The organism is Glaciimonas soli, assembly GCF_009497155.1.
GTDB classification, from domain to species: Bacteria; Pseudomonadota; Gammaproteobacteria; order Burkholderiales; family Burkholderiaceae_D; genus Glaciimonas; species Glaciimonas soli.
Window position 1 is genome coordinate 24466 of the sequence record NZ_WINI01000004.1, and the last position, 26899, is coordinate 51364.

19 protein-coding genes are annotated in these 26899 nt (G+C 52.1%); 5 read left to right on the forward strand and 14 right to left on the reverse strand.

All coding sequences use genetic code 11. The features are described from left to right. Nucleotides 1-366: 366 nt before the first annotated feature. From GEV47_RS19695 to GEV47_RS08430, 8 genes are all read right to left on the reverse strand, one after another. Nucleotides 367-3513 (reverse strand): collagen-like triple helix repeat-containing protein, encoded by a 3147-nt coding sequence (locus GEV47_RS19695; protein ID WP_153234320.1) that lies wholly within the window; start codon nucleotides 3511-3513, stop codon nucleotides 367-369. A 935-nt stretch (nucleotides 3514-4448) separates the two neighbouring features. After that, nucleotides 4449-5666, reverse strand: a complete 1218-nt coding sequence (locus GEV47_RS08400) for a phospholipase D-like domain-containing protein (protein WP_153234321.1) — start codon at nucleotides 5664-5666, stop codon at nucleotides 4449-4451. A gap of 28 nt (nucleotides 5667-5694) precedes the next feature. Beyond that, the gene (locus GEV47_RS08405) at nucleotides 5695-7425 is read right to left on the reverse strand and encodes a bifunctional metallophosphatase/5'-nucleotidase (RefSeq protein WP_228124637.1); all 1731 of its coding nucleotides are present in this window, start codon (nucleotides 7423-7425) and stop codon (nucleotides 5695-5697) included. Between the two features lie 22 nt (nucleotides 7426-7447). Beyond that, a complete protein-coding gene (locus tag GEV47_RS08410) occupies nucleotides 7448-8107 on the reverse strand; it encodes a MotA/TolQ/ExbB proton channel family protein (RefSeq protein WP_153234322.1) in 660 nt (219 codons plus the stop codon). A 98-nt stretch (nucleotides 8108-8205) separates the two neighbouring features. Continuing rightward, nucleotides 8206-10602, reverse strand: a complete 2397-nt coding sequence (locus GEV47_RS08415; RefSeq protein ID WP_153234324.1) for a TonB-dependent receptor — start codon at nucleotides 10600-10602, stop codon at nucleotides 8206-8208. Between the two features lie 102 nt (nucleotides 10603-10704). Next, complete coding sequence (locus tag GEV47_RS08420; protein ID WP_322741597.1) at nucleotides 10705-11445, reverse strand: TonB family protein; 741 nt, start codon at nucleotides 11443-11445, stop codon at nucleotides 10705-10707. Then, a complete protein-coding gene (locus GEV47_RS08425) occupies nucleotides 11445-11852 on the reverse strand; it encodes an ExbD/TolR family protein (RefSeq protein WP_153234326.1) in 408 nt (135 codons plus the stop codon). The genes GEV47_RS08420 and GEV47_RS08425 overlap by 1 nt, the downstream gene beginning before the upstream one ends. Nucleotides 11853-12054: 202 nt before the next feature. Continuing rightward, a complete protein-coding gene (locus tag GEV47_RS08430; RefSeq protein ID WP_153234327.1) occupies nucleotides 12055-12624 on the reverse strand; it encodes an MASE1 domain-containing protein in 570 nt (189 codons plus the stop codon). A gap of 142 nt (nucleotides 12625-12766) precedes the next feature. Between GEV47_RS08430 and GEV47_RS08435 the strand changes: the two genes are divergently transcribed. Beyond that, the gene (locus GEV47_RS08435) at nucleotides 12767-13129 is read left to right on the forward strand and encodes a winged helix-turn-helix domain-containing protein (protein ID WP_153234328.1); all 363 of its coding nucleotides are present in this window, start codon (nucleotides 12767-12769) and stop codon (nucleotides 13127-13129) included. A gap of 37 nt (nucleotides 13130-13166) precedes the next feature. Next, nucleotides 13167-13769 carry a phospholipase D family nuclease gene (locus GEV47_RS08440; RefSeq protein WP_153234724.1) on the forward strand — a complete coding sequence of 201 codons (603 nt, stop codon included), beginning with the start codon at nucleotides 13167-13169 and terminating at the stop codon, nucleotides 13767-13769. 191 nt (nucleotides 13770-13960) lie between these two features. On the opposite strand, the gene GEV47_RS08445 is transcribed toward GEV47_RS08440, so the two are convergent. From GEV47_RS08445 to GEV47_RS08455, 3 genes are all read right to left on the reverse strand, one after another. Beyond that, nucleotides 13961-14353, reverse strand: a complete 393-nt coding sequence (locus tag GEV47_RS08445) for a nuclear transport factor 2 family protein (protein ID WP_153234330.1) — start codon at nucleotides 14351-14353, stop codon at nucleotides 13961-13963. 289 nt (nucleotides 14354-14642) lie between these two features. Further along, on the reverse strand, nucleotides 14643-15023 hold the full coding sequence (locus GEV47_RS08450) for a DUF1090 domain-containing protein (protein ID WP_153234332.1): 381 nt from the start codon (nucleotides 15021-15023) through the stop codon (nucleotides 14643-14645). A 277-nt stretch (nucleotides 15024-15300) separates the two neighbouring features. Beyond that, the gene (locus GEV47_RS08455; protein WP_194270617.1) at nucleotides 15301-16368 is read right to left on the reverse strand and encodes a substrate-binding domain-containing protein; all 1068 of its coding nucleotides are present in this window, start codon (nucleotides 16366-16368) and stop codon (nucleotides 15301-15303) included. 662 nt (nucleotides 16369-17030) lie between these two features. Between GEV47_RS08455 and GEV47_RS08460 the strand changes: the two genes are divergently transcribed. Together GEV47_RS08460 and GEV47_RS08465 are read left to right on the forward strand one after the other, a co-directional pair. Further along, nucleotides 17031-19244: a serine/threonine-protein kinase gene (locus GEV47_RS08460; RefSeq protein WP_153234334.1), complete on the forward strand. Its 2214-nt coding sequence runs from the start codon at nucleotides 17031-17033 to the stop codon at nucleotides 19242-19244. 119 nt (nucleotides 19245-19363) lie between these two features. Further along, nucleotides 19364-19837: a hypothetical protein gene (locus GEV47_RS08465; protein WP_153234335.1), complete on the forward strand. Its 474-nt coding sequence runs from the start codon at nucleotides 19364-19366 to the stop codon at nucleotides 19835-19837. Nucleotides 19838-19901: 64 nt separating this feature from the next. On the opposite strand, the gene GEV47_RS08470 is transcribed toward GEV47_RS08465, so the two are convergent. The 3 genes from GEV47_RS08470 to metE all read right to left on the reverse strand — a co-directional run bounded on the left by GEV47_RS08470 (nucleotide 19902) and on the right by metE (nucleotide 25901). After that, nucleotides 19902-21419 (reverse strand): sigma 54-interacting transcriptional regulator, encoded by a 1518-nt coding sequence (locus GEV47_RS08470; protein WP_153234336.1) that lies wholly within the window; start codon nucleotides 21417-21419, stop codon nucleotides 19902-19904. A 162-nt stretch (nucleotides 21420-21581) separates the two neighbouring features. Further along, a complete protein-coding gene (locus GEV47_RS08475; protein WP_153234337.1) occupies nucleotides 21582-23171 on the reverse strand; it encodes a hypothetical protein in 1590 nt (529 codons plus the stop codon). A gap of 438 nt (nucleotides 23172-23609) precedes the next feature. Then, entirely contained in the window at nucleotides 23610-25901 is a 2292-nt protein-coding gene (gene metE / locus GEV47_RS08480) for a 5-methyltetrahydropteroyltriglutamate--homocysteine S-methyltransferase (protein ID WP_153234338.1), read from the reverse strand. A 104-nt stretch (nucleotides 25902-26005) separates the two neighbouring features. Here metE and GEV47_RS08485 point away from each other — a divergent pair, with 104 nt between their 5' ends. Continuing rightward, a complete protein-coding gene (locus tag GEV47_RS08485; protein ID WP_153234339.1) occupies nucleotides 26006-26896 on the forward strand; it encodes a LysR family transcriptional regulator in 891 nt (296 codons plus the stop codon). Nucleotides 26897-26899: the final 3 nt, after the last annotated feature.

The following is a 26899-nucleotide window of genomic DNA, read 5'->3' on the forward strand; positions in this document are numbered from 1 at the left end:
GTTAATATCCTCTCTTGGCCGTATCCAGCGATCCAGTCGGGCATGCTTACCAGTTCTTCCGGTAAGACTTGGTATCGTGGAGGCGTTGTCAGTGTTAGCGTTGAATACTCCTTGGGTCACACGCATTTTCCATTTTGACTATATGAAACAACCCATGTTGTTTGATCCACTTCCGGGCGGGCAAAGCGCTCCAGACGCTTTTAACCCTTTCCGTGATCCAACTCATCAATTAGGATCATGATTGATTGTTCAGACGTTCGTCAACAGACCTTCATTCAAGTTCACTTGGTCAGCTATTGCAATATGCTTCACTCCTTTTTCTTCATGGATTTCTGATATAACGTGCTCAAGAAGTTCGTACATGGTTCAAACATCGTCCATTGTTAGGATTTCCAATTGTGGAAAAGTGACATCTAACGAAATATTTGCTTGCAGCGTACTCGTTTCCAATATGCTTTTGTTCCAATTTTTCGGGTCGTAGTATGGTTTGATAAGGGCAGCAGAATGCCCGTACGAGTTTCCCTTGCCATTTGAAAGTACAAGTACCGCTGGCTGTCCAGCTTTGGTCGGAGGTATGTCATTATCACTTATGGTTCCAACGCCCGCTCCTGATGATTTCAAAAGGCTCCATTTTGATCCGTGATGCGTCGCTTCTAAATGACTTAAATTCGCCTTTTGCTGGATTGGAATGTACGAATAGGAGCAGTCGCCAGGTAAAAGAATTTTGAACCCATTGGCTCCACTTATTGTGGCAGCAACTGAATAATTATTATTTTTATCCCATGAACTTTCACTTTTTGTTGACGCACTAAGCACCACATTATTTGGTATCAATGCTGCCGCTACTACCGTTACTGCAGCAAAATCTACACCTTTCCAGGCACCAATTGAATTTTGGGCAAAAGCGGGAATAGTTGGACCTCCTAAATATAATGATGGAATCCCTTTATTTTTTCCTGCTAACAGGATTGCACTGACTATGCGCTCGACAGTAGGGCCTTTTATTCCATAGGACGGAGAAAGGAATGTATTACTGGTCAGAAGTCGACCTAACGCTAAGGTACTAAGGCGGTAATGATCGCGATCCCAATGAGACAAGCAAATTGCCGCTTCTGACTTGACAATTTCACCGACTAATATTGTCATACTAGCGGAGTCAGCGGGGCTACCAAATCCAATATCGTGCCAGAAAAACACCTTACTATTTCCACCAACTGTTGCATTTAACGAGTGGCACGCACCTTGCCCAATATTGCGCACAATCACTGTATCAATTGAAGGGATCGTTACATTGGGGATTCTGAGTTTCGGTATGGGATCATTTTGCTTTACTGGAACCGGTATATTTTGAAAGAGTTGATCCAACAACGGTCCAATGACAGGTTCTAAGGTAGGAGTTAAGAACTCCGCAGCAATTCTTGCTGGGAGTTCAAAAACCGTACCGATTGTTGTCCCCGCTCCAATATTTGAGCCACTGATATAGGTATCAATTGATGAGGTGCCGCTACCAATTGTTTTTGCCTCAAGCTTATGCCACTCGCCAGGAACAATCCCTTTAATCTCATTATCTGTAAGTGGAATAGTTATAACGAAAGAAAATCCGAGGAATGCGTTTGCAATAAACGCAGATAGTGAAGCCGTATCTGTCATTAGTGGACATAAGAGGCAATCGAAAACTGCTATGAAGTTCCCGGGCTTATCCTCTACAGGATCAAGCGAATCCAGAACACCGATATATCTCCGTCCAAAATCATTTCTAACAATTGTCTTTGTATCTTCTTTAGCTTTTTGCCTACTGCGTGCAAGCGAGAGTTGAAGTTCTCTAGCTCCTTGCGCTTTATTTTGTTCGACGATCGCTTGGTATGTTAACTTTTCCTTGGCTTCTTCCAATTGCCATTTTTTTGTATCCCTAACCCATTGTTCCAATGCTTTCTGATACGCTATTTCTTCGGCATTATTATGTCCCCAAAGACTCATTTGAAATGCAACTGTAATAATAGTAAACGCGGCAAGCCCACCGATTATAGCTATACCTTCCAAACCAAGCGCCATCTCCGATATGGACGTGGCCATCAAACTATCAAATTCACCTAAAACATCTCCAAACAAAAAACCGGCATCGGCATCCATCCCATCTGCGCCAATACCATACTCTTTATCCATTAGTTTGAATAAATCATCCAACTCAATATCTGCAATTCCATTCAATTTGGATTGCGATGCAAGGGATTTAGCAGCTAACTGCATTCTTACTGAAAAGCCACTTTTATATACTTCTTTTGGATCAACAATACTTGAGCTCAACGTTTGCCGAATTTCATTTAGATCGTTTTGCCGAGTTACACCTTGTTTCATACTTGAATTAAAGATCGCTGCTTTCAGTTGGTTGATTTTTTGGTAGTCATCATTACCAATATTGGCGAGCGATTGAAGCAAAGTTATTGCCGCACTTACGGAAACTTTCCTCTGATAGCGTGGTGGAGTACTGTCATACTGTTTTTGACTTGCTAATGTCTCCTCAATTCGTGTTGTGACTGTTGGCAAGTTAAGCGCACTAGGAGCTGCAAGATCCTGAAGCCACTTTAGCTTAGTATTTAGGCTATTTGAGGAGCCTTTTAGCGATGACAAAACGGCTGCGGTTATCATACGATGCATCCGAATTTCCAGCCCATTTGGCACCTGGTCATTCAACATGCAATTCGCAAGAGCGCCAAAGCTGAGTGATTCCACTTTGGCGTTGCCATCATTTCCTGACGAGCCCACTGCTCCTGGATTGCCCGGTATGCCGTCAGGTCCATCTTCACCACATGGAAAACGGCTGGTAGCAGGTGATCCTTTCCCGCCTTTACCTAGAGTGCCACCTTTCCCACCTTCTCCAGCTGTGCCTCCAAGTGCCTGCACCAACAACTGTTTTTCTAAGCCGAGTTTGTATTCTGCTGAACTCACAGCGATAGAAATTGAACCGCCATTGCCACCTTTACCCCCATTTCCACCATCTCCACCATGGCCACCCGGCCCTCCGCTTAGCGGCGGATGTCCAGGCTGCAATGGCGGAATATCCGCGCCGGGAAACCCAAACATGCCCTCAGCACCATTTCCACCAGCACCTCCATTTGCCATAACGGATAACTTACTTGAGTTGTCATCAAAATCGATCCTAACTGCATTTATACTTATCGCTCCACCAGTAAATCCTTCATCGCCTACTTTGCTAATTTTAGATTTCCATCCCAGAGCTGTGTCAGTTCCGGAAAAATTAACGGTTACATGTCCGACTATTTTGATAGTCTCACAATCAATACGTAAATCGATCGGACTCACCCCAAGAGCCGCCTGCCACGACGTATCGTCAACCAAAATAACTTCACGCGCAAAAATTCTAATAACACTTCTGTACGGATTTTTAGCTAGATACTGAGGTAACGAAACAGTATCGGCAACATACCAGGTTGGTATGTCACCTTCAGTAATTTGCCATATTGTCTCTTCAGGATTATTCGAGAGCGATTTCATTCATGTCTTTCAAATTATTAATTTAGAGACAATAACACGCCTTGATATATTTCATATAAGAACTATTTGCGTCACTTCCAGAGCGCCAGAAAAGTGCTTTCCACACTCCTGCAACACCGACCGTCAAAGGCGCTAACCTCCGCGCTGTCCATCAAAGAACCCACCCCGCTCGCTCGATCCCCCTTCTGACGAAGCGGGAGTCTGCGCTCGACTGGCTTCGCCAGTACTGCCGCCCAAACTATTTTGGTTCACAATCTGATTGGTTTCAGATGTTGGTTGTCCAGAATATCGCTGACCGGTTCTTTGACTCTCCTAACGTTGCTCTGCACTGATCTCGTTATCCGACTCCATGACACCTTTATGGCCGTGTGCATAGACTTTCTTTCCATAGTAGCCAATTGACGTGTACGGATTGATTCCCAAGTCTGCGGCTGCGCCGGCTACACCCCTGTCCTTTTTACGGTTGGCTGCGAACTGGCCACATAGTTGATGCAAAGTCAACAAAAATTCAGTTCCCAGTTTTCTTATTTTTTGCTTATCCGCGTTAATCGCAGGAACATTCTCTTGTCGATTGCTGCCTGGTCGCGCAAAGCTTTGTTGGCACCGAACCAATCCTTGATCTTGCGGGTTGAATGACCGCTTGCAGGATTTGCGAATGTCCCTAATGGGTGGTTGCTGACTGTCGCAACACGTATTAGTTCGTAATAACGTAACGTGTGATCAACGATGACCCCATCTCAACGTATCAAGACGTTTTGTTTTCGACTTTATTTGTTGGATGAACGTCCCCTCTGGCCTTTCACATTTGTGTTTTCGACTTTGGACAATTTGTAATTAGATTTGAATGGCCGGGAACCAGCATGGATGCTAGTGGCTTGTTTTCGACTTTAATGACACGGAATAAATGATATTTCTTACGCCACATCCAAGCCGGATTATTCCTTGCCCTTGATCGGCTTGGGGTAATCCTTCATCACATCGATCGGTTGCGCATATGCCGAATCCCAGGTTTGCTGGTGCAACTCCGCGATGCGTTGTGCCATCTTCTCATTGCGCAGCACGACTTCCAGATTGCGCGAATTATCCAGGTAGCCGCCGCTCCAGTTACTGGTGCCGATCCATGCCAGTTGGCCGTCGATCTCCATGGTCTTGCTGTGGATCACGCGGGCGAACGGAATGAAGCCGGTGCTGGCCTGCGGCAGCGTAACGATCCTGATTTCCATGCCGGGCAGCAGCGCCAGACTTTTCAGATAAGCGATCGCCGGTTTTTCGGTATTCCAGTTTGACACCATTAGCTTGACCTTGACGCCGCGCGCCAGTGCCGCGCGGATCGCATTATCAATGACCGCGTAATAAGGACGTGTACGATGCGGGCCGTAACTTAACGGCGCATAGTCGAGCAACTGGATCCGAACCTCGGATTTGGCGGCGGCCAGCAGTTTCGGCAATTCGGTTTCCGAGTCGCCGACGCCGGGCGGGTTAAAAGCATTCGGGCTGGCCACCAGAAATGTCGCCTGCCGGTCGTTGGCCGCCATCACGCCCTGATTGAGTTTTGGCACCTCCTTTCCTTGTGCAATCAGTTCCTGCGCATGCCAGTCGTGCTCGAAAATATTCTGCAGCTGGCTGACGACCACGGCGTCCGTGATGCGCAAACCGGTTTCATGAATGTGCACAAACGAGCGCCAGTCGAAATTCTGGCTGCCGACATAGGCGGCACTACCATCGACCACCATATATTTTGCATGGATGATGCCGTTGCCGGTCAGCTTGGAATAATCGAGATAGCGGAATTCCAAATTCGGAATCTGCTTGAGCCGTTCGATGGTTGCCATGTCGGAGGCGAATTTCCCTTTTTCCTCCATCAGAAAGCGGATCTTGACGCCGCGCGCGCCGGCGGCTGCGAGCCGTGCGATCACCTGCTCAAATGTGGCACCAGGTTGGCTCGCCACATAAAACTGGCCCAGCACGATCTGCTGTCTGGCGGCGTCGAACATTTCGCTCCAGACTTGCAGCGGCTCACGCAAATCGGGCGTTGCCAAGGTGGTTTCGACCGGGGCAGTATGCACCAGTTCGTAACCGGGGATGCTGAATTCGGCATGGGCGCTGCCAGCACAAACGAACAGCGTTGCTATCAAAACGATCAATTTACGCATGGAATTTCCGAGAAATATTCAGTTAAGGTTAATGCACGCGCACAATGCGGCCGTCCGCCTGTGCGCTGCCGGCCGGATGGCCATCGTGTTCGCTCGCGCTCAGATAATGAGTCAGGGCATCAAGGTCATTAATGCCGGTGTCGACGCGGTCGGCCCCTTGCGTCAACAGGCTAAAGCCGTCGCCGCCCTGAGCGATAAAGCTGTTGACGCTAAGCCGGTACAGTCCCTGCGGCTTTAAATCGACGCCGTTCAGCTTGACGCTGCCGGGCAGCACCCGCTGTCCGAGCGGCCGCCTGGCATCCCAGCGATAACTCAGGCCATGCGAGACTTGCAACATGATGCGGCCGCTGGGGCGGTCCTGCTCCAACCAGCTTTGCTGCTCCAGCAAAGCAAGCAACTGGTTGCCCGTGAGCGACAGCAGTATCAGCGTATTGCCGTAGGGTGTGGTGGCGGCTATCTGGGCATAGTTACTACCGTCGGCGCCGCTGTCCAGACTCTCGCGAATGCTCTTGTGATTGGTCACGGCAATTTGGGCGCCCAACTTGCGCGTAGCTGCCAGTTGCGAATCGGCGATGACGTCGCCCAGAGGCGATTCACCGGCGTCATCGATCTTGCTATCGATGCGTGCGACCGCAATGCGTGCAATCGGTTGTACCAGCACCACATCGCTGCGTGCTTTCAACGTTTGCAGGAAAGTCGACAAGGCAGGATCTGGCGCAAAGTGCTGGTTGTCCATCAATACGTTCTGGGCCCGGATAGCCGTGATTTTCTGCTGCAGATCGGCGATGCGCGGATCGATGGTGAGCTTGATCCGCGTTAGCATGTGACCAAACGATTCACCCTGCGTCACGGTGCGACCGTCGACCTGGCAGGTATAGCCGTTATGGGTATGCGCGCTGATCACCAGCCGGATCGCCGGGTCGAGACGCTTGACGATATCGACGATAGGGCCGCGCAACCGGGTGCATGCCGCCATGTCGAACGGCTCGGCAGTCTCGCCGCCTTGATGTATCAAGACCACGATGGCGCTGACGCCCTGTGCCTTGATCTCCGGGATCCATTGATTGATGGCGTCGGCTTCGTCGATGAAGCTGACATTGCTGATGCCGTCGGCGGATACCATTTTCTCGGTTTCGCGCACTACGGCGCCGATGAAAGCGATCTTGATGCCGCGCACCTGTTCAATCCGATAGGGCGCCATCAACGGCCGGCCGCTGCTCTTGTCGATGACGTTGGCCGCCAAATAGGAAAATTTTGCGCCTGAAAAATGCTCTTCAAAATGACAGGCTTTGTCGGGCCGGTTTGACTTGCAGCCACCATGTTGATAGCGCAGCAGTTCGGCGCTGCCCTGATCGAATTCATGATTGCCGACGGAACTGACACGCATGTCGAGCTGGTTGAGCGTGCTGATGGTCGGCTCATCGGCCCAGATTGAGGACAAGGCCGGGCTGGCGCCGATCAAGTCGCCGGTGCCAACCAGCAGCAGCTGCGGATCTTGGGCGCGCCACGCGTTGAGAGCACCGCCTATGGTGGCGATGCCGCCAACCTTGGATTTGTGCGGTATGGGATAGTCGGCGCTGACATAGCTTCTGGTTTCGGCTTCCAGATGACCATGCAAATCATTAATCGCGACCAGGTTAATTTCAAGCGGCGCGCCCGGCGTTGTGTTTTGTAAGCTGGCGCACGCACTCAGGAACACCAGCGCCATGTAGCACAACAGCCTGGATAGCACTACAGATTTTGCGCGGAAATATTTCAAGCTGTCCTCGATTCAATCCTGATCAGGCGAGATGCAATTTACCGGATTCTGCCGGCGCCGCTTTGATACTGTTTTTTATGTCGCCACCAGCCAAGCGGCCGACGCAGGCACGCAACATCAACACCTTCAAATGATCGTTGATGCGTTCGATCCGTTCCTGGAACATATTAAAGAAAAACATGCCGATTACCGCGATGCCGATGCCCAGAGCCGTTGCATACAAAGCGGTACCTATGCCTTGCGACACCTGGCCCGGATCGGATACGCCCGATACTGCCAGCGCTTTGAACGTATCGATGATCCCCAAAATCGTACCGAGCAGGCCGAGCAGAGGAGCGGCGGTGACGATGGTGTCCAGAATCCACAACCGGTGCTGCACTTCGCCGCGGTTGGCGATGTAGACCGATTCGCTGAAATCTTCCAGATCCTTGTCGCTGGTCAGCTGATGTTTTTCTGCCAGGATGTCGGATACCAGAGTCAGCGGCAAACTGGCACGCGATGTGAGCGCCGCCGGCAGTTCACGCACATGCTGCACAGCGTGCGTCATGGCGCGTTCCAGGCCGATTGCCTGGCGCAGCGTGTAATTGAAAAATAGTCCGCGCTCGACAATCACGAATATCGCGAGGGCGGCACAGGCGTACATCAGATAGAAAGCGAGCTCGTGGAATAATTGCATGTTCATGGTGACCTTTCTGCGCACGAATGCACGTTTGTTGCAGCGGCGAACCCAACTCAGGATCCGCCACCAGGGATTGCTAGCCAGGAATTGCGCCAACTAGATTAAAAATCCGCCATCAGCGTCACGCTGAAAGTGCGTGGAGAACTGACATAGAACAACGGCGCGCTTGCCGGTGCGCTGGAACCAATCGCAACCGCATTTGTGGTGAAAGTGCTGCCACTGCCGGAGCTGAGACTCAGATACTGTTTGTCGAAGATATTGCTGAGGTTGAAGCGCACGGTCGGTTTTTTCAACCAGGTCGACGACGGGAACGTATATCCGGCGCCGGCGTTGAATACCGTATAACCGCCCAGGCTGTCATCATTGACCAGCGTGGTGTAGCGCTTGCCAGTGTATTTGGCCTGTCCGAACACGTACCAGCTGTCTTGCGCATATTGCAAGCTCATGCCGCTCAGCCAGTTTGGTGTATCAGGAAATTCCTTGCCGGCGGTCGGCAAGGAGAAATTGGCGGCAAACGGCATGTCGCTCTTCATCTTGCTCTTGATGTAGGACAGCGATCCGTACATGCTTAGATTCCTGGTGAGCGCATAACCGGATTCCAGCTCGAGACCCTTGGAGGTGGAATCGCCGACGTTGAAGTCGGTGCGATTTTGGGTATCGGGATTGTAAGAGGTGGCGATGCGATTTTGGTAGTCGATAAAAAACAACGAGCTTGAAAATGTCCACTTGTCGCCGGCGTAGCGGTAACCGAGGTCATAGTTCCACGACGTTTCCTTGTCCACCAATGGATTGCGTACGGTGCCGCCGGTATACGCGCCGTTGACGATATTGCCGCCCGAGATCAAACCGAAATAAGAGAAATTACCTGGCGCCTTGAAGTTCTTCGCCGCGTTGAAAAATACCGACTGTGCAGGATCAAGCTGATAGCGGATACCGACGCTAGGCAGCAAGTCGGAATACGATTTCTGCAAAGTATAGAAACCGGGTGCGCTTTGGCTCGGATTGTTGGTGAAGTCGCGGTCGATGCTCGAATAACGGGCACCGAGTTGCAGGTTCAGCTTGTCCTGCATCAGGCTGATGTTGTCCTGCGCAAAAGCGGATTTCCCGGTGCTGATGGTCATCGTGTCGCGGTATTGTACGAAAGAGCCGTCCTGGTTGCGCAGCCATACATCGGGATTGTTTTGCCAGACGTCCGCGGAGTTGCCGTTGTTGTCGATCGGTGCATAAGGGCCGGTTTGTTGATGACGTGCGCGTTCGTACCAATAGCCGACCATCAGTTTGTGGTTGTCGATCTGCTGGTTGTACTTGAGCGTGACGCCTGGACGATAGGTGCGGGTACGACTGCCTTCGTAAGCGAACACGGTGTCCTTGGTGTCGCCGTCGCCGTTGGCGTCACGCACGCCGCCGCCCAGCAAGCTGCCGGAATTGCCTTCCGTGATGGTTTGTAACTGATTGCCACCGGTGCCGAAGCCATACCACATGTACGGGCTGACATCGACGCTGGATTGCGGCGCCAGCTGGAAGTGGGCGTTCATGGTGGCAAGCCAGTTCTTGAACGGATTCAGGTTGTAGCCGTAGTACAGATTTTTGTTGCCAGTATTGATGCCGGCGTTCGGTCCGTAGGTCGAATCGTTCTGCGCACCGGGGCCGCCTGGCTGGTGGACCGGAGCACGGGTGCCGAAATCCAGATCGGGCCCGAATTGGGCGATCTGCGCTTTGGTCAACGAGCGATAATTGTTGTTCAGAGCCGAGTTATACATGAAGCCGGTATCGATAAAACTGCCGCCGTCCAGATCGAATTTGCTGTTGAAGTCGACGTGTTCCTTGTCGGCACGGCCGTCACCTTTGAACTTGTCGGCCTGGGTCTTGGAATAAGAGACGAAGAACTTGAAGCGATCATTGAGCAATTTGCCGGAATCGAGACGCACGTAGCCCTTCCACAAACTGTTCGAACCGAAGGTGTATTCAGTACGGAAGCGGCGTTGGTCTTCCGGAGTACACATGGTCATGCCGATATTGCCGCCGGTGGCGCCGACGTGCGGTGCTTCTGTGTCGGTCGAACCTTGGGTGACGAAGATGTCGCACAAGTTTTCTGCATCGGTGTATTCCTGCGGATAGACGGCGAAGCTGCCGGAATCGTTGACCGGCGCGCCGTTGATGGTGAAGCCGAGCTGGTCGCTGTTAAAGCCGCGCACCCGGATGTTACCGCCGAACAGGCCAGTGCCATCGGTATCGTAGCTATTCACGCCAGGCAGCAGATTAATCATCTGGAACGGATTGCTGGTGGTGCTTTGCTTGTCCATATAATCGCGATTGACCGAGCTGCGCGCTTTTGCCGATTCCTCTTGCTGGATCAGGCCGGTGTTCAGGCCGCCGTTGGCATCGCCTTGCACTGTGACCTTGCCGACGTCAGACGTATCGGCGGCGTGAACCAGCGGACTGGCGGCGATGAATAACCCGGAAATCAGCAGTGCTAGCCGGGTGACTTTGAATTGCATGGCATTACTCCCTGTACGTTTTTTTATGAAGTGTAAAAATTAAGTCTTCCAGCAGCTAAGTTTTCAAGCTGCTAGATATTCAAACCGTTGCTGGCTGTTTCTCTATCCCGCTACCGGGATGAATTCCAGCTCGGCGCTGAATCGATGTGTCGCTTCCCCGGCCCAGCTAGATTCGGGAAAAGCAGAAAAAGTGGCGCGGTTGATGGTCTTGCGGGCAGCTTCGTCGAGCAGCATGGAGTTCGATGATTCTTCGATGCCTTGTTCCGCCAGGGTGCCGTCGCGATTCAGCACGAACCAGATTTTGACTTTGCCTTGCGGCCGCTGCAGGCTGGCCTCGCGGCCTGTCGGATAGCGTTTGATGCTGTTCAGATGTGCTCGCACCTTGGCGACATAGCTGGCCTCGACGCTGGCGCTGTTCGGTTTGGCTACAGGCGGCGCAGGTTCCGGCGCCGGTGATGTTGCCGCCACTACAGGGGCGGGCGCCGCGACGATTTTTGGCGGCGTTGGCGGCGCAGCCACCTCTGCGCTTGGGCTGTTGGTGTTCGGTGTGGCGCTCACTGTCTGCGGCGGTCGCGGCGGCCGGATCGGCTGGATTAACGGTACCGGCTTCGACACTTGCGGCGGGGTCGGGGTTGGCGGCGGCGTGGGTGCGGTTACGGGCGGCATCGGCGGTTCGGGTTCCATCAATGCAATCTGCACCAGCGAATCGTCGGTGTGGGCTTCACTCTTGGCTGCTTTCTGGATGCCGGCAAAGATCAGGATGGCGAGTATGAGTATCGAAGGCAAAATTGCCAACGCGTCGCGGAATCGGTAGAAGAACGGCATCGTCATCATCGCTTGCATCACGGCTTGCGAGTGGCAATGGAAATCGATTCGAAACCGTTTTGTTTCAGCGTATCCATCACCTCCACCAGACGCTGCACCTCGACCCCGCGATCGCTGTTGACGATAACGTTCAGTTTTTCACCGCTCTTCTTTGCTTGATTCAAGCGTGCTGGCAGATCGGTGATTTTGGTGTCGACGCCATCGACTTGCAATGCGTCATTGAGACCGATCGTGACTACCGCCTTGTTTTGCGGTTTCAGATCCTGTGAGCTACTGGCTGTCGGCAAATGCGTTTTCATGCCGAGCGCAGGAATAACGTTGAGGCTGATCAGCACAAAAAACACCAACAGGAACATCATCACGTCGATCATAGGAATAATTTCGACGCGGGCTTTCCGCTTTTTTGGTTCGTCCCAACTACGCATTGCACTACCCCGAAGAAAGATGCGCGGTGCTAGCGTGAATTCGCTAACCGCTATAATTTTTATAACCGTCGGCAGAATAGCGAAGAATTATTTCGGCAGTATTACAATCGATAATGATGTGACGATCACACCGCGCAAAGTTAGGCGGAAGATCGCGAGGTGCCCTGAATATACGTGTGCGGTGTGCGCGCTGCTTACTTGCTTAACGGCGTGGCAACGGCACGAAAGACAGCAGGAACTTGATCGCATAGACCACGATCAGAGAGCCGGTCAGGTCGCCGATGGACATCACGACCAGGCCCGACCAGAAATGATAGGAGATGCCGCGCATTACAAACCACACCAGCTGCAACAACGGATTGGCGAGGCCGTACAGCAGGATGCAGGTCAGCAAGCGAGTGGTGGTCAGATTGCTCAGCGATCGCTGCAGACGCATCTCCTGCAATGTGAATCTGTAGGCAAGATATGGCGCCAGCGCCGAGATCGCGCTATAGCCGATGGTGGTGACTGGATCGCCGGGAAAGATGGCGTAGATGCTGGAAGTCAGTATTGAGGCAAGCAGGATGCCGAATACGCCCGCCTCGGCAAATAGCAATGTGCAGATCAACCGTATTCCGGCCGGCAAATAGATCCAGGCGATTCCTTGGGTAAACTCGATGTGTTTGAATAGCCAGTCGTTGGTCATGTACACCAGCATATAGACGATCACCGTGGTGGTGATTGTCAGCAGATTGAGACGCAATTTTTCGACAAGGGACGGGGTAGTGATCATGACGCGCGTATATTACCGAATTATCTGCGCGGGTGCTGTAAGATACTTGCGATTGCGATGAAATGACGGGTATGATCGATATAAAATTAACAGCGTTAGCAGAGTGAAACTGACATTTCTGACAACAGCTTACAATAGTGCTATGGATAAAAATAATAGACCTGCAGATATCTATGTGCGTTTTTTACAGCTGGCGAATGCGCTACGCGGCTTACCGTCGCTGCCTTCGCTAGATCCGTTGGAAGACCGTATTTTGGCTTTTGTTGCGCGCGCAGGACAAGCCAAGGAGCGCTTGTCGGTACGCGACATGATGGCGCAAAGCGAACTCGGTTCGCCGGCCATGCTGCATTCGCGTCTGAAGTCGATGCGGGAGAAGGGCTGGATCGTATTGACGGATACTGACGATACACGCCGCAAGCAAGTGGAGTTGAGCCAGGCAGCGTGGCTGCATTTCGATAAATTGTCGAAGTGCTTGCTACAGGCAACGCGGGATGCCGGTGCATAGTCTTGCGGGTTGCAGGTTTAAGATTGCACCGGTGCCGATGAAAAAAATTATAGTTATCCCGTTCATTTCCATTGCCTTCGCATCTGCCGTACATGGATCTCCTCTCGCCATCACAGCGGGTGGCGCAACAACGGTCCAGACTCGGTCACCTGCCATGACAATTGAGAGCGCCTTTTCTCCGGATGATGGCGCTGAGGCGCTCGTTCTCAAGGTGATAAATAGATCTGTTTCGAAAATCAGGCTCGCAGCATACTCCTTCAATTCGCCTCATGTAGTCGAAGCTTTGGTTAACGCAAAGAGGCGCGGTGTCGATGTCAAAGTAATTGTTGATGACCGGCGCAATAAGCGAAAAAACAGTATTGCTGCCCTAAATCTTTTGGTTAATGCAGACATCCCGACGAGAACAATTTCAGTTTATGCCATGCATCACGATAAATATATCGTTTCTGATGACTTATCCGTTCAGAATGGAAGCTTCAATTACAGCAAAGATGCAGCCACATCCAATAGCGAAAATGTAGTTGTAGTGTGGAACAATCCAGAATTAGCGAAAGCGTTTCTCGGTCACTGGGAAAACCGCTGGTCTAAGGGTATCGACTATAAATATTCAGATGATAAAGGTGACGCAGGCAGCCGTTAAATCCAAGAAGTGACTCTCCCACGACACTGCCTGAGCGATTGCAGTCGGCAGAACTGTGCGATTCGTGAAGACGGGTTTCGATGCCAAATTGTCCATCACATCCTGTCAACTTTTCCCTAAAAAAACTAGGCCCATCATATAAACACGTCGACGGTCACACCATCACTGGTTGACGTGACACATCCAAATTGTTACGGCGACTCAACGACGGTTCCTTGGTGGTAGACAATTTTCCATTCTCCGGTAGTGCGTCGCCAAAGCGTTGCCCGACGGGTAGTTCTGGAACCCTGTAACAACGTATAGGTCAACAGATAGGTATCAGGCGCAACTTCCTGGCAGAAGAAGTCTTGCGTCTCCCAATTTTCCTCGATTGACTGGCCGTATCGCTCTTCGAGAATGTCAAGGACGTGCGCCCGACTGTATCGGCGGCCAGACGCACCGACCTCCCAGAACTCTGCGTCTGTCATCAACTCGAAGGCGGCACGCGTTGTTCCATGTTCGGGCCGATGGAAGATCGGTTCTCGCGCCGACAATTCGTCTTGCACGGCCATAAGCCGTATTTCTGTGATTCGAGTAGGTTCCATATGATTGCCGCTAAGGCTTAATAACGGATTTGTCCTTTATCGACTCAATTCTCGGGTAGAAATAGCAGCTTCGTAGCCTGCACCAGATTGCATGGATCAGTCTCCACCAAAAGACGCCGTGACATGAGCCGATGGCACGACGAATGCCAATAGTATGACCGATAATTTCGCAATGCTAACTCCCTAACAGATATGGTGCTCATGCGGGCCGAGTTACGTAAATTGCAGGCATGAAAAAGCCACCTCCTCGGTGGCTTTTTTATTCCAGGTAAAGCCTTGCGGCGGAACTTTATGGCGCGCGTTTCGCTTCTTCCAGTTCTGCTTCTGCATGCGCCAGTTTGCTTTTGCTCTTGGCGATTTTTTTGGGGCTGCCGCTTGCTTGCGCCCGCTTCAGATCAGCTTTCTTTTCCTCGACTGCATGCGTCTTTTCTGTAATCTTCTCCTCGCGCTCTGCTGCCAGGCTGGCTTCCGAGCAGTTGTTTCTGACTGCGTCCAGTGCCGTCTGCAAACCAGCGATCCGTCCGCTGTTGCCATGGGCCTTGGCATAGTCCATTTCTTTTTCAAGCGATGCTCTTTTTGCCGCACATCCAGCAGGTACAGGAGATTGTGCCAATGCTGGCAGGCTGATCAGGATAGTTGCGGCCAAGGTGGCGGAGCGTAAATAGCGCATGGAGGTCCTTATTTGAATATGGGATGATTATTAAAATCACACGTAAAGATTGGCCAACTATACAACATATGAGTATTCGAAAGCAAAGCCATACGCACCAAAACAATGTTAACTTGATCCGTCATAGGCTCACAACACTCTGAATTGATGACCGCCTATGGTCATGAGTCCCAAGCGTCTGACAACCGATTTTTGAGACGACAAAATCATAAGGGTACGTGAAACAATTTGCATGGCCTATGTCCGACGGAGTCTGTGCTCGCGTCCGGCAAAAAGTTTACAGATCGAAATTGACGATTAGTGGTGTGCCATTAACTGATTGAACTTTACGAAACGCCTTTACTGCCTGGGTCTGTAATTCCACCGGCAATGGCACCAGTCCGGACTGCTCAATCGAATCGTCACCTTTGTTGAATGTCCAAAATATAAAGCGCAATGCTAAAGTCATTTTTTTGTCGTTCACGGCTTTTTGCGGGAGAACTATATAAATCGGCAGAAGGATAGGCCAGTTCTGACCAAGGTCCATGGCGGTCAATCTGCGCACACCATAACCGCCGTCTGTCGTTCTGGCACCAACTACGCCAGATCGAAGAAAACCCATATCTGCTTTTACGATTGAGCCGGTTGGGTGCTTTAGTTTTACAAACGTCATTTTATTTATATTGCCAATGTCCATTTCGATATAAGAAATCGCTCCGACAGTATCGTGAATCGTTGTTTCAAGGGTTTCGCCGCTATGCAAAAGCTGGACGGTACTTGGCCACCTGACCAATTCACCCGCTCCTATCTTGGTACTGAACTCGGTAGAAGACTTAGAAAGAAAAGAAGAGATCGCGAGCGTTGCACCTGAAGCATCGGATCGCGCCAAGGGCTTGATACGTATTGAAGGCAGACTCATACCTGGATTTAATGCGCGAATTGACTCGTCATTCCAAGCAGTGATTTCACCAGTCATGATCTTTGCCAATACCAAGCCATTGAGTACTAACTTATTCGACTCGACTCCTGGAAGATTCACGACTGGGACAATTGCTGTAACCATTGATGGAAACTGAATAAGCTTGCGCTCATCCAGTTCCTTGCCTGTAAGTGGAATATCAGTCACGGAAAAATCCACGGCACCAGATGCAACGCTCTTGGCGAATTCTTCCGTTTTCCCACCCGTATATTTTAATAAGAGTGGATTATCGATAGAAGCAAAGTCGTCGGCCAGAGCCATGTACAGTGTTTGCATGTACGGAACGCCCATGACATTAACGGTGACGCTGTTCTCGCTGAACGCCGGGTTCACTAAGAAGATCGATGCTGCCACTATCCAAAACGTTTTCAAGAATAAATTTTTCATAGTCCCTATATGGATAAAAAAATATGAAAGGCGCGTAACTGAGAGGCGGCTCCACTTGTCAGGCATGGTAGCGGAGAGTAAAGCTATCAACGAAAACCCAAGCTCGCCTTGTCGAGGCGCGTCTGAGTTGTTAGGACCAGAGCGTTTTACGTAATGCTGATACAGATAAGTTTTAGCCCCGTACATTTGTCGAAAGCATACAAAGACTTATCGCACCCGTTACCGGTTCACTGGTAGCTACCGAACGGCACCGTCATGTCATTTTCGTTTTACTGGTTGACGTGCACCGTGCGGATATCCGAGACCCAGGCTGCGGCTGACAAGCCAAGCGAGAGCGGAATTACTATAACCGAATAATTGTTCGGCTTTCAAGTGTTATTTGACAACCCTGCGTATCATTGTTCTCTCCATCAACCGTAAGTCTGAATGATTTAGACAGCATTTCGGCTATCTGGGCGAGAACCGCAATCAAGAATGGGCAGTACGCTATTTTTACTGATCCAATGTAAACAAATACGCTTGCGCTTCAACTCCCCGCATGTCCGAATAGCAAATACGTTCGTGCGGTAGCTTGTTTTCAACTTTATTTAAGCTAATATGCGTTGCCGTCAGTTTGTTTACGGCAATATTGTTAGTTTACGCCTTGAAAACGGGGATTTCGAATGGCCGAAGCACAATCGATAGATAATCCGATCGCTGTAAAGCACTATCAGATTCATGGTCGTTTGGGTGAAGGTGGCTTTGCTCACGTTTATGAAGCCTGGGATAGCAAGCTTTGTCGCAGCGTTGCCATCAAGCGCCTTAAAAATATCGATGGTGTCAGCAATGCCAAAGACATGCTGCGGGAAGCGCGTTTGTCGTCATCACTCAAGCATGCCGCCTTTGTCAAAATTCACGCTTTAGAAGAAGACGATAACGATACGGCCTCTATCGTCATGGAGTTAGTGCCAGGCCGTAGCTTGAAGCAGTTACTGGCCGAAGCGCCCGTCTCGGAACTGCAAGCGCTGCAGATAGTACAGGCCACTGCCGAGGCTATGTGCGAAGCACATGATTCAGGTCTGACTCATGGCGATTTGAAGCTCTCGAACCTTATGATCGAGCCATCGGGAACCTTGCGCATACTCGACTTCGGCCTGGCGGTGCACAGCGATCAGCAAGTCACAATCACATTACAGCAAGCAGATCCTCAGGGCACAATCGCTTACATGGCGCCAGAGCGCCTGCGAGGCGCCGCACTGAGTCCGCAATGCGACATTTACGCGCTCGGCGTGGTTTTATACGAATTGGCGACGGCAACGCGACCGTTTCCGCATTTATCAGGGCTCGCACTAGCCGCCGCCCATCTGCAATCTTCATCCGAGCAATGGCACTACCCGGTTACGATGCATGCTCAATTAATCGGTTTGATACACAGAATGACCGCCTATTCGAGCGAGCAACGGCTTCAATCCATGCGCGAGACGCATAGCCAAATCGTTGAGGTTGTGAAAGCACTGCAATCAGATTCATCCACCACTTCCGCGCCGACCGCGTTGATGCCGACTGTTTCGGCACCATTGCCGCCGGTAAGCAAAAATACGCCGCTCTCCCGGCTGGGGCGAAAACTCCCGCTGGCAATTGCACTGACAATTGCGCTCGCCGGTGGCGTGTGGCTGGCGTCGCCGTACGCATCGTATTGGTTAACACTGGTCACACCGAAAGCACCGTTCAGTGAAGCGCTGGAAATGAAACAGGGGCTGGCAGCGCTGCAAGCGTGGGACCGTCCGGGCGAACTGGACGACGCGGAAACCAAATTCACGACCGTACTCCAGCACGATTCGAGTAACGCTGCTGCCGTCGCAGGGTTATCGCAGGTCTACAGCCTGCGCTACAAGAACGACAATCTGGACGATACCTGGCGACAAAAGGCCGCAGCGGCGGCCCAACAGGCGCTCAAGCTGAATGACCAATTGGCGCTGAGCCATGTTGCCTATGGCAACGCACTGTTCAATGAAGGCAAAATCGAGGACGCGTCGGCAGCTTACGAACACGCGCTAAATCTGGACCCGACGAACCTGTTTGGATTATTAGCCAAGGCGCAATCGCTGGACAAATTGCATCGCCCCAATGAAGCGCTGGCCGCAGCGCAAAAGGATCTACAGGATTACCCGCATGAGCGAGCATTTGCCGACCTGATCGGTACGATATTTTATGAGCAGGGAAACTTCAAGGCGGCGGAGCAGGCATTCCGCCAGAGTATCAAGATTCAACCGGACGCCGTATTTTCATACGCGAATCTGAGTGCCGCGCTGCTCAGTCAGGATCGTTCGGCCGAAGCCATGCAAGTGCTGCAACAAGGCTTGCAGATCAGGCCTAGCGCCTGGCTGTATAGCAACCTGGGCAACGCCTTGTTCATGCGTGAAGATTATGTCGGCGCTGTCGCCGCTTTCGAGGCGGCAGTTTCCACAACCAAGGGTAACCCCAACGATTATCTTGGCTGGGCCGATCTTGCGGATACCTTGCTGTGGATACCAGGGCGTGAAGCGGAAGCCCGCACTAGTTATCAACACGCGATCAACCTGCTGTCGACACGCCTCGTACACACGCCAAACAATGAAAAAATGCTATCGCAAATGGCGTTGTACCTTGCCAGAGTGGGTAATCGAAGCGAGTGTGAAACTCTGTTACAGAAGGTGCTAAAACTGGCCCCCGACGATGCTTACGTTCATTTTCGTGCTGGCCTCGCCTACGAATTAATCGGTAACCGGAGCAAAGCGCTGGAATCCATCGCGCGCGCAAGGCATTTGGGGTTTCCTGCAAAATTTATCGAGACCACACCGGAACTGGTTGGACTACGCAAAGACCCGGGGTATTTAAAAATAGGGGCAATTCCGTGAACAGAAATGAGCCTGGCACGGCTTGTGCATTAGATAGCATTCGCGTCACCTTCATGCCAACGAAATAATTCGGAACCCAACCCAATTTCGGCGGCCAATTTAATACCCGGAGAAGTTATATGACTCAAACGAAGCAACCTATAGCCTACACTAGCACTTTGATTCCGTTAGACCAGACGATCCGTTCTGCTCCATACGTACCATGGGTAATTACGCCGACGCCAGAGCATACTGCGGAACCGGGTAAACTCGGCGGAATGCCGTGGTTCAGAGCGGGGGACACAATCACTTTTAACATCCAGGGCGTTGAGTCGGGCTCCGGCAAGAGCACCCTTACTTTCGCCAAACTCCCGCCGATGGAATCGACTTTGCCGACGCCATTCAAACAGTACAATAAGGAAAAACACCCGCACTCACCGTATCATTACAAACTGGGTGAGGTATTGGAGTTTGACAATATCGCCGGGCAGGAAGCGCAGTGGAGTTTTACCTTGGCGCATGATGCTGGAAACGGCAATCACCACGTACTGGAACTTGACCCGGAACTGCGGGTTGGTACTGGTGTTCAAGGCTGTGGCGACGATAAAAGTTAAACGGCCTTAACGATCACAAGATAATGGCGGGTGAAATCCGGAAAAATCCGGACTAGCTCGCCAACTACAATACCCGCAGATAACGCCTCAATGGCTCCGCGGGTGTCTTCAAGCGCGACGCGCACCGCTCGACGTTTCCGCCGCAATCGACCATGGCCTGACGAATTTCCTCCAGCGAAATGCTGTCCAGATTACGAATCTGAGGATGGGCTTCCAATAACTTGTACATTGACGGGCGCGATATCCCCAGCGTTTGTGCGGCACCCTGAATGTGCCAATCGTTCTTCTCCATGGCCGCCAATATCTCCGCCTGCGTCAGATCCACCAACCGCCGCCGGCCCGATACAGCGCTGGCCCTGGCAACACTCGAAAGAGCGCCGGTGGCGGGTCTGATCCGGGCAGCATCAGCCCTGGCATCAACCAAGGTGTAAAAGTCCGGCGCTGGTTCGCCCGGCAGCAATAGTAATAAGCGATTGACGGCATGTGTTAGCTGACGCACATTTCCCGGCCAGTCGTAGAGTATAAATTGCGCGATCAGCGAGGCCGGCAGCTGAAGTTCAACCCCCGTTGATAAGTTGGACGACGCCAGCAAATGGGCGATCAGCGTGCCGATGTCTTCACGTCGCTCACGCAGTGGCGGCAAATGGATGGTAAAACTCTCCAGTCGGCATAATAACGCCTGATTAAACATAAACCCGGTGTCATATAAATTCTGATCAGTAGCGGTAATCAGCCGCGCGCTCGATCGTACGTCGTGCGCCGCACCAAGCGGACGGTATTCACCCGTTTCCAGCACGCGCAGTAGCATGGGCTGTACTGCCGCCGGCGTGTTGCCCACTTCATCAAGGAACAGTGTGGAGTCCTCCGCTTCGGCGAACAGGCCGCTGCGGGCCGTTTGTGCCCCGGTATAGGCACCGCGAGTAGCGCCGAACAAATCTGCCGCCGCCAGTGACTCATTGAGCGTTGCCATATTTACACTTACCAGACGCGCCTTGGCACGCCGGCTCAATCTATGAATACCGCGCGCCGCGACCTCTTTTCCGGTACCGGTTTCCCCCATTAGCAAAACGGAAACATCGGTCTTGGCTACTTGCCGAATCTGGTCACGCGTGGCGATTGCGGCACTGCCTATTCCCAGCCAGCCATCGACCGGATTATCTCTGGGAAGACAGTGCATCCAATGCAGACATAGCACAACCATCCGGCCCAGACTCAATACCGCGCCAGCGGTAATTTGCTCGTGCGACAGAAAAGTGCTCTCGCTGATGTCGTTACCATTGATTTCGAGCGCCATGCGGGTATTACCCGATGGTTGAATGACAATACCGCCCTGGCTCTGTGTGATTCGCAGCGGCGCCCGTGAAATCCCGCCATATGCCAAGCCTCCGGCCTCCCCTCCTGGGCGGCGAAACAAAGGCTCAAAACGCGATAAATCCAACGGCGTGGATGGATCCGCCCACAAGAATTGCTCGCCTATGCGCATCGCATCCGGATGCCAAGCGATACTGAGGGCCAGCAGTGGCACATCCTTTTGCGCACCGGCGAATGAAGGCGATGGGATGGTAAAGTCTGAATTGATCATTGTCCGCCAGAAACAGTCTGAAGGGCGAATGTAAATGAGTGCGGGGCGAGTGTCAACTCGCCCCGCTACAGGCAAATGCAGCGCCGATTCAAAGTCAGATTTTGGCGGATACTACTCAGCAAGACGGCGAGGTATCGTCTTGCTGAGTAGTATTGTTAGAAATTACACGTTAGCCGGCGAACAAGAAACCACTCCGCCCAAGACATAGGCCTTTTGCTGCTGGATCGGGGTCGTGCCGCTGATCACCGGCGGTCCAAGCGTGACAGTGACCGATCCCGACGACGACCCAGCATTGATTTTTTGTACCGAATAAGAGCCTGAGGCTCCGCCGAAATCGAACATGCCGAGTAATTTAAGTTGTACCGCGGCGTTAACCTGAAAGTCGCTGGTGATACCACTGGCGTTGGAGCCGGCAAACGTGATGCTGATGGTCGGTTGCTGGCTGATGACGAAGGTTTTGAGACGCGACAAGGCTTTGCCCGGTCCAAACAATTTGGCCACATCGAACTCACTACCTTGCAGCTGGTAACCGGTCGCATCTTTTCCAGTCTGGGCAGCTATTTCCTGCAAAACATCGTCCGCATACCAACCCGTGGTGTTATCGGCCGATAGCACGCTCGGATTCGACGCAAACATGGTCACGCCCGGATAGGTAACGTTCATGGTGATCTTGGACTGCGACGTAATGTAGCGCGACAAATCGTGCGAGGCACCGGCGTTGACCGCAATGTCCAAAATATCGACGATGGGAATAGTGAAGCTGGCACCACCCGCAATGCTCAACTGTGCGCTGTAGGAACCGAAGTCGGATATATTGATTGCCACACTAATCGCATTGGTACTGGCATTCAAACCCACAACCAATTGATTAGCGGTAGGTAATTTGTTCGGCGTAAAGCCAACATAATCGTCCATATCACTAACCTGCATGCCCCCATTAGTTTGTGATGGCTTAGTGACGTTAGCGACAATTGCCGCAAGACGCGCGGTAGCGGCATAGTAGCGGTTGTGCAGCACATAGCTGTCACCAGATATGCTGTGGTATGCAGCGATCGCGTTACGCAAGGAATGCAACGAGGCTGGCATGTTGGGAACCGAGCCGTATGTCGCATTAATTTGATTGAATATATCCTGTAGTTTTCCACCAAAAGACAACGGCTTTTTGTACCTGCCGCCGACGTTCTCAAACTCGCTCAGGATAGCTGCGATCTGCGCGCTGGCAACCGCGTCTTGCCTCGCCATTATCGCCTGATCGTACTGGGAGAACGAGAACGTAACGGCACCCATGATCCGCGCATACAGTCTGGAAAAACCACCGGCGATGAGTTCTGGCCGACCATTGCTTGCCACACCCAGCAAGGTGTCGATGTCTTGCAGTGCGGCCTGATTATAATAAGTGTTGCTGCCGTCAGTGATACCGTAGTTAAAGCCAGACGGATAGTTAATCATGCTGAATGCGCCGTCGAGCCTGGTCGACAATAACTGGGTAACCTGCTTCTCGACACCATCGATGAAAGCTTGTTGCATCGGTAACACGCCCGCCCTGGCCGCCTGCACCTTGGGCTTATTCGGAAAAGTCAACGCGCGGCACTTCGACAGCAAAGGTGGCGCAGGAATTGGTTTGGCAGCGACCCAATTGGCGTAACATTCTTGTATGGCCGCAGCTGAGGAGGATGCAACGACTGTTTGTACCCAGTCGTATAGAGGGGAATTGGTGGATGGGCGAGCAATGCTGACGCGATACGCAGGCATGATGGTAAAGGCTCCGGATAAAATGATGGTTCAAATAAATGTCGGACGTGAACGGTTTTCCAAATCCGTCACACACACCGCACCTGATGCCAGGGTGACAGTGCCGATCATCGTTACTGCATTTCGACGATCGATTCTTCCTCCACTAACAACATTATTTGCAAACATCATGCCAAGCCAAAAAGCACCGGTTTTAAGCAGATCTCCATCACATCTGTGTAAAGTCGCCGATAATTTTACACACCGCGATTTTCTTTACACACCTTCTTTACACACCTTGCCGTGACAATAGGAAGTGCCAATGCGTCCATCTTCTCGTCATCGATGGATTCGTCTGTGCTCAAACCATAACGTAAATCCCGAGACGGAACCTCGGGACGTTAACGAGATAATTACTGTGTGCATACGCTATCGAGCGCATCCACACAGTTCTGCCGTTCAGGCGGACGCGCGCAACGTCCTGGCTGCAGCAACCATGTTGTTCAGCGCAGGAATGACTTCTGCCCATTGACGTGTTTTCAGACCGCAGTCCGGATTGACCCACAGACGCTCGGCAGGAACACGCTCTGCGGCTTTTTTCATTAGTTGCACGATGTGTTCTTGCGTCGGAATGTTAGGCGAGTGAATGTCATACACGCCAGGTCCGATTTCATTAGGGTAGTTGAAGTTATCGAATGCATCGAGCAACTCCATGTCCGAACGCGATGTTTCGATCGTGATCACGTCGGCATCCATATCGGCGATTGACGCGATGATGTCGTTGAACTCCGAATAGCACATGTGAGTATGGATCTGTGTTTCATCGTCGACTCCGTTGGCGGTGATACGGAAGGATTCGACAGCCCAGTCCAGGTATTCTTTCCATTGCGATTTGCGCAGTGGCAGGCCTTCACGCAAAGCTGCTTCGTCAATCTGAATGACGCGCACACCCGCTTTTTCCAGATCCAGTACTTCTTCACGGATAGCCAGTGCGAGCTGCTTGCACGATACCGAACGCGGCTGGTCGTCGCGCACGAACGACCAGTTCAGGATCGTTACAGGACCGGTGAGCATGCCTTTCATCGGCTTGGTGGTCAACGATTGCGCGTAGGTGATCCATTCGACCGTCATCGCCTGCGGACGGCTGATGTCGCCGAACAGGATAGGCGGCTTCACGCAGCGCGAACCGTAAGACTGTACCCAACCAAACTGGCTGAATGCGTAGCCTTGCAGTTGCTCGCCGAAGTATTCGACCATGTCGTTACGCTCTGCTTCGCCGTGCACCAACACGTCCAGACCCAGTGTTTCTTGTTCACGGACGCTGCGTTCGATTTCGGCTTGCATTGCAGTCTTGTAAGCTGCGTTGTCGAGACGCCCTGCCTTGAACTCGCTACGTGCATGGCGGATTTCTGCAGTTTGCGGGAACGAACCTATGGTCGTCGTCGGATACGCCGGCAATTTGAGCAAAGCCGCTTGTTTCGTTGCACGTTGCAGGTAGACGCTGTCACGTTGACCGAGTTTGGCATCGATCTTGGCAACTGCGGCTTGCACTGCAGGATTGTTCACCCGCGGCGATGCACGGCGCGCAGCCAGAGCAGCTTGATTGGCGGCCAACGCAGTCTTGACGGCATCGCGACCTTCGCGCAGTGCCTTGCCGAGCACACGCAATTCGTCCAGCTTTTGCTGCGCATAGGCCAACCAGGACTTGATCTCACCATCTAGTTTTTGTTCGCCGTTCAGATCGACAGGTACGTGCAGCAGCGAACACGAAGGAGCCACCCACAGACGGTCACCAAGGCGTTTAGCCAACGGTTCGATCCAATCCAGCACGGCAGTCAGATCGGTCTTCCAGATGTTACGGCCGTTGATCACGCCGAGCGACAACACCTTGTCGGACGACAGCAGGTCGATCAGCGGCAGCACGTCGTTGCGGCCGTTGATTGCATCTATGTGCAGACCGGCGACCGGCAGATTGGCGACGAGCTTCTGGTTTTCCAGCAACTGGCCGAAGTAAGTTGCCAGCAATAGCTTGACGCGGCTGTTCTTCAACTGACCGTAGGCAGTATTGAACGCATTTTGCCAGGCAGCGTCTAGTTCGGTAACCAGCAGCGGCTCGTCGATCTGCACCCATTCCACGCCTTGTGCAGCCAACGCGTCCAGCAATTGTGCGTATACCGGCAGAAGACGCGGCAATAGCGCCAACTTGTCCGAGTCGTCCTTGGCTTTACCCAGCGCCAGATAAGTGACAGGGCCGACGATAACCGGCTTGACCTTGACGCCTTGCGTCTTGGCTTCTGCCAGTTGCTCCAGCAGGCGCGAAGTATCCAGCTTGAATTCGGTTCCTGCGTTGAATTCCGGAACAATGTAGTGATAGTTGGTATCGAACCATTTGGTCATTTCGCCTGCGGCAACACCGCCGCAGCATGCGCTATGGTCCTCAGCGCCTTGGGCCGAACGACCGCGCGCCACGCGGAAATAGTTGTCCAGCGTATCGCCATGGAAATCACTGACACGTTGCGGCAGATTGCCTAGCGTAAAGCTCATGTCGAGTACCTGATCGTAGAACGCGAAGTCGCCGACTGGAACCAAATCCAGGCCAGCCTGATTGTCCCAGTGGCGCTTGCGCAGTTGCGCGCCGAGATCCTTCAGCGCTTCGCGTGAGGATTCGCCTTTCCAGTAAGACTCAAGAGCAAACTTCAGTTCGCGCTTGGCGCCGATGCGGGGAAAGCCCAAATTGTGGATGGTGGTCATGATCTATCAGTTTCCAATGGTTAAGAATGGGCTGATAGTAGACGTCGAATTTAATGAAGTAAAATGGTATTATTTCAGCAATCCATGAATTTTACTCATATAACATGCTAGAACGTATCCATTTGGCGGTCGTCCAGGAAGTCGAAAAAACCGGCTCTCTGACCGGTGCCGCAAACGTCCTCTGCGTGACGCAATCTGCCCTGAGCCACAGCATGAAAAAGCTGGAACAGCAACTGGGAACCGACATCTGGCTGCGCGAAGGACGCAACTTGCGACTGACACAGGCCGGAGAATATTTGCTGGCCGTCGCCAATCGTGTACTCCCCCAACTGGCCATGGCTGAAGAAAGGTTGCGCCAGTTCGCGCAAGGCGAGCGCGGCGCATTACGCATCGGTATGGAATGCCACCCCTGCTATCAATGGCTGTTGAAGGTGGCGGCACCTTATTTGACGGCGTACCCCGACGTTGATGTGGACGTCAAACAAAAATTCCAATTCGGCGGCATTGGCGCACTGTTCGGTTATGAGATCGATTTGCTGGTTACGCCGGATCCGCTCTATAAACCGGGCTTGAAATTCGTGCCAGTGTTCGACTACGAGCAGGTGCTGGTAGTTGCTCGCGGCCATGCTCTTGCAAAGGAAAAATACGTCAAGCCGCAACAGCTGACAAATGAAGTGTTGATTACCTACCCCGTCGCCACCGACCGTCTGGATATTTATAATCAATTTCTGATGCCGGCCGGCATAACACCCAAGCGTCACAAAGCCATCGAAACCACTGACATCATGATGCAAATGGTAGCCAGTGGTCGCGGCGTTGCGGCCTTGCCGCGCTGGCTGGTGGCGGAATATGCCAGTAAAAGCGAGGTTGTTCCAGTCCGCTTAGGCGCTGGCGGGATTGCCAAACAAATTTTTCTCGGCGCGCGCGAAGCGGACCTGGAAATCGACTACCTCCAGGCCTTCATTGAATTGGCTCGCAAGCACTCTACAAAATAGTGC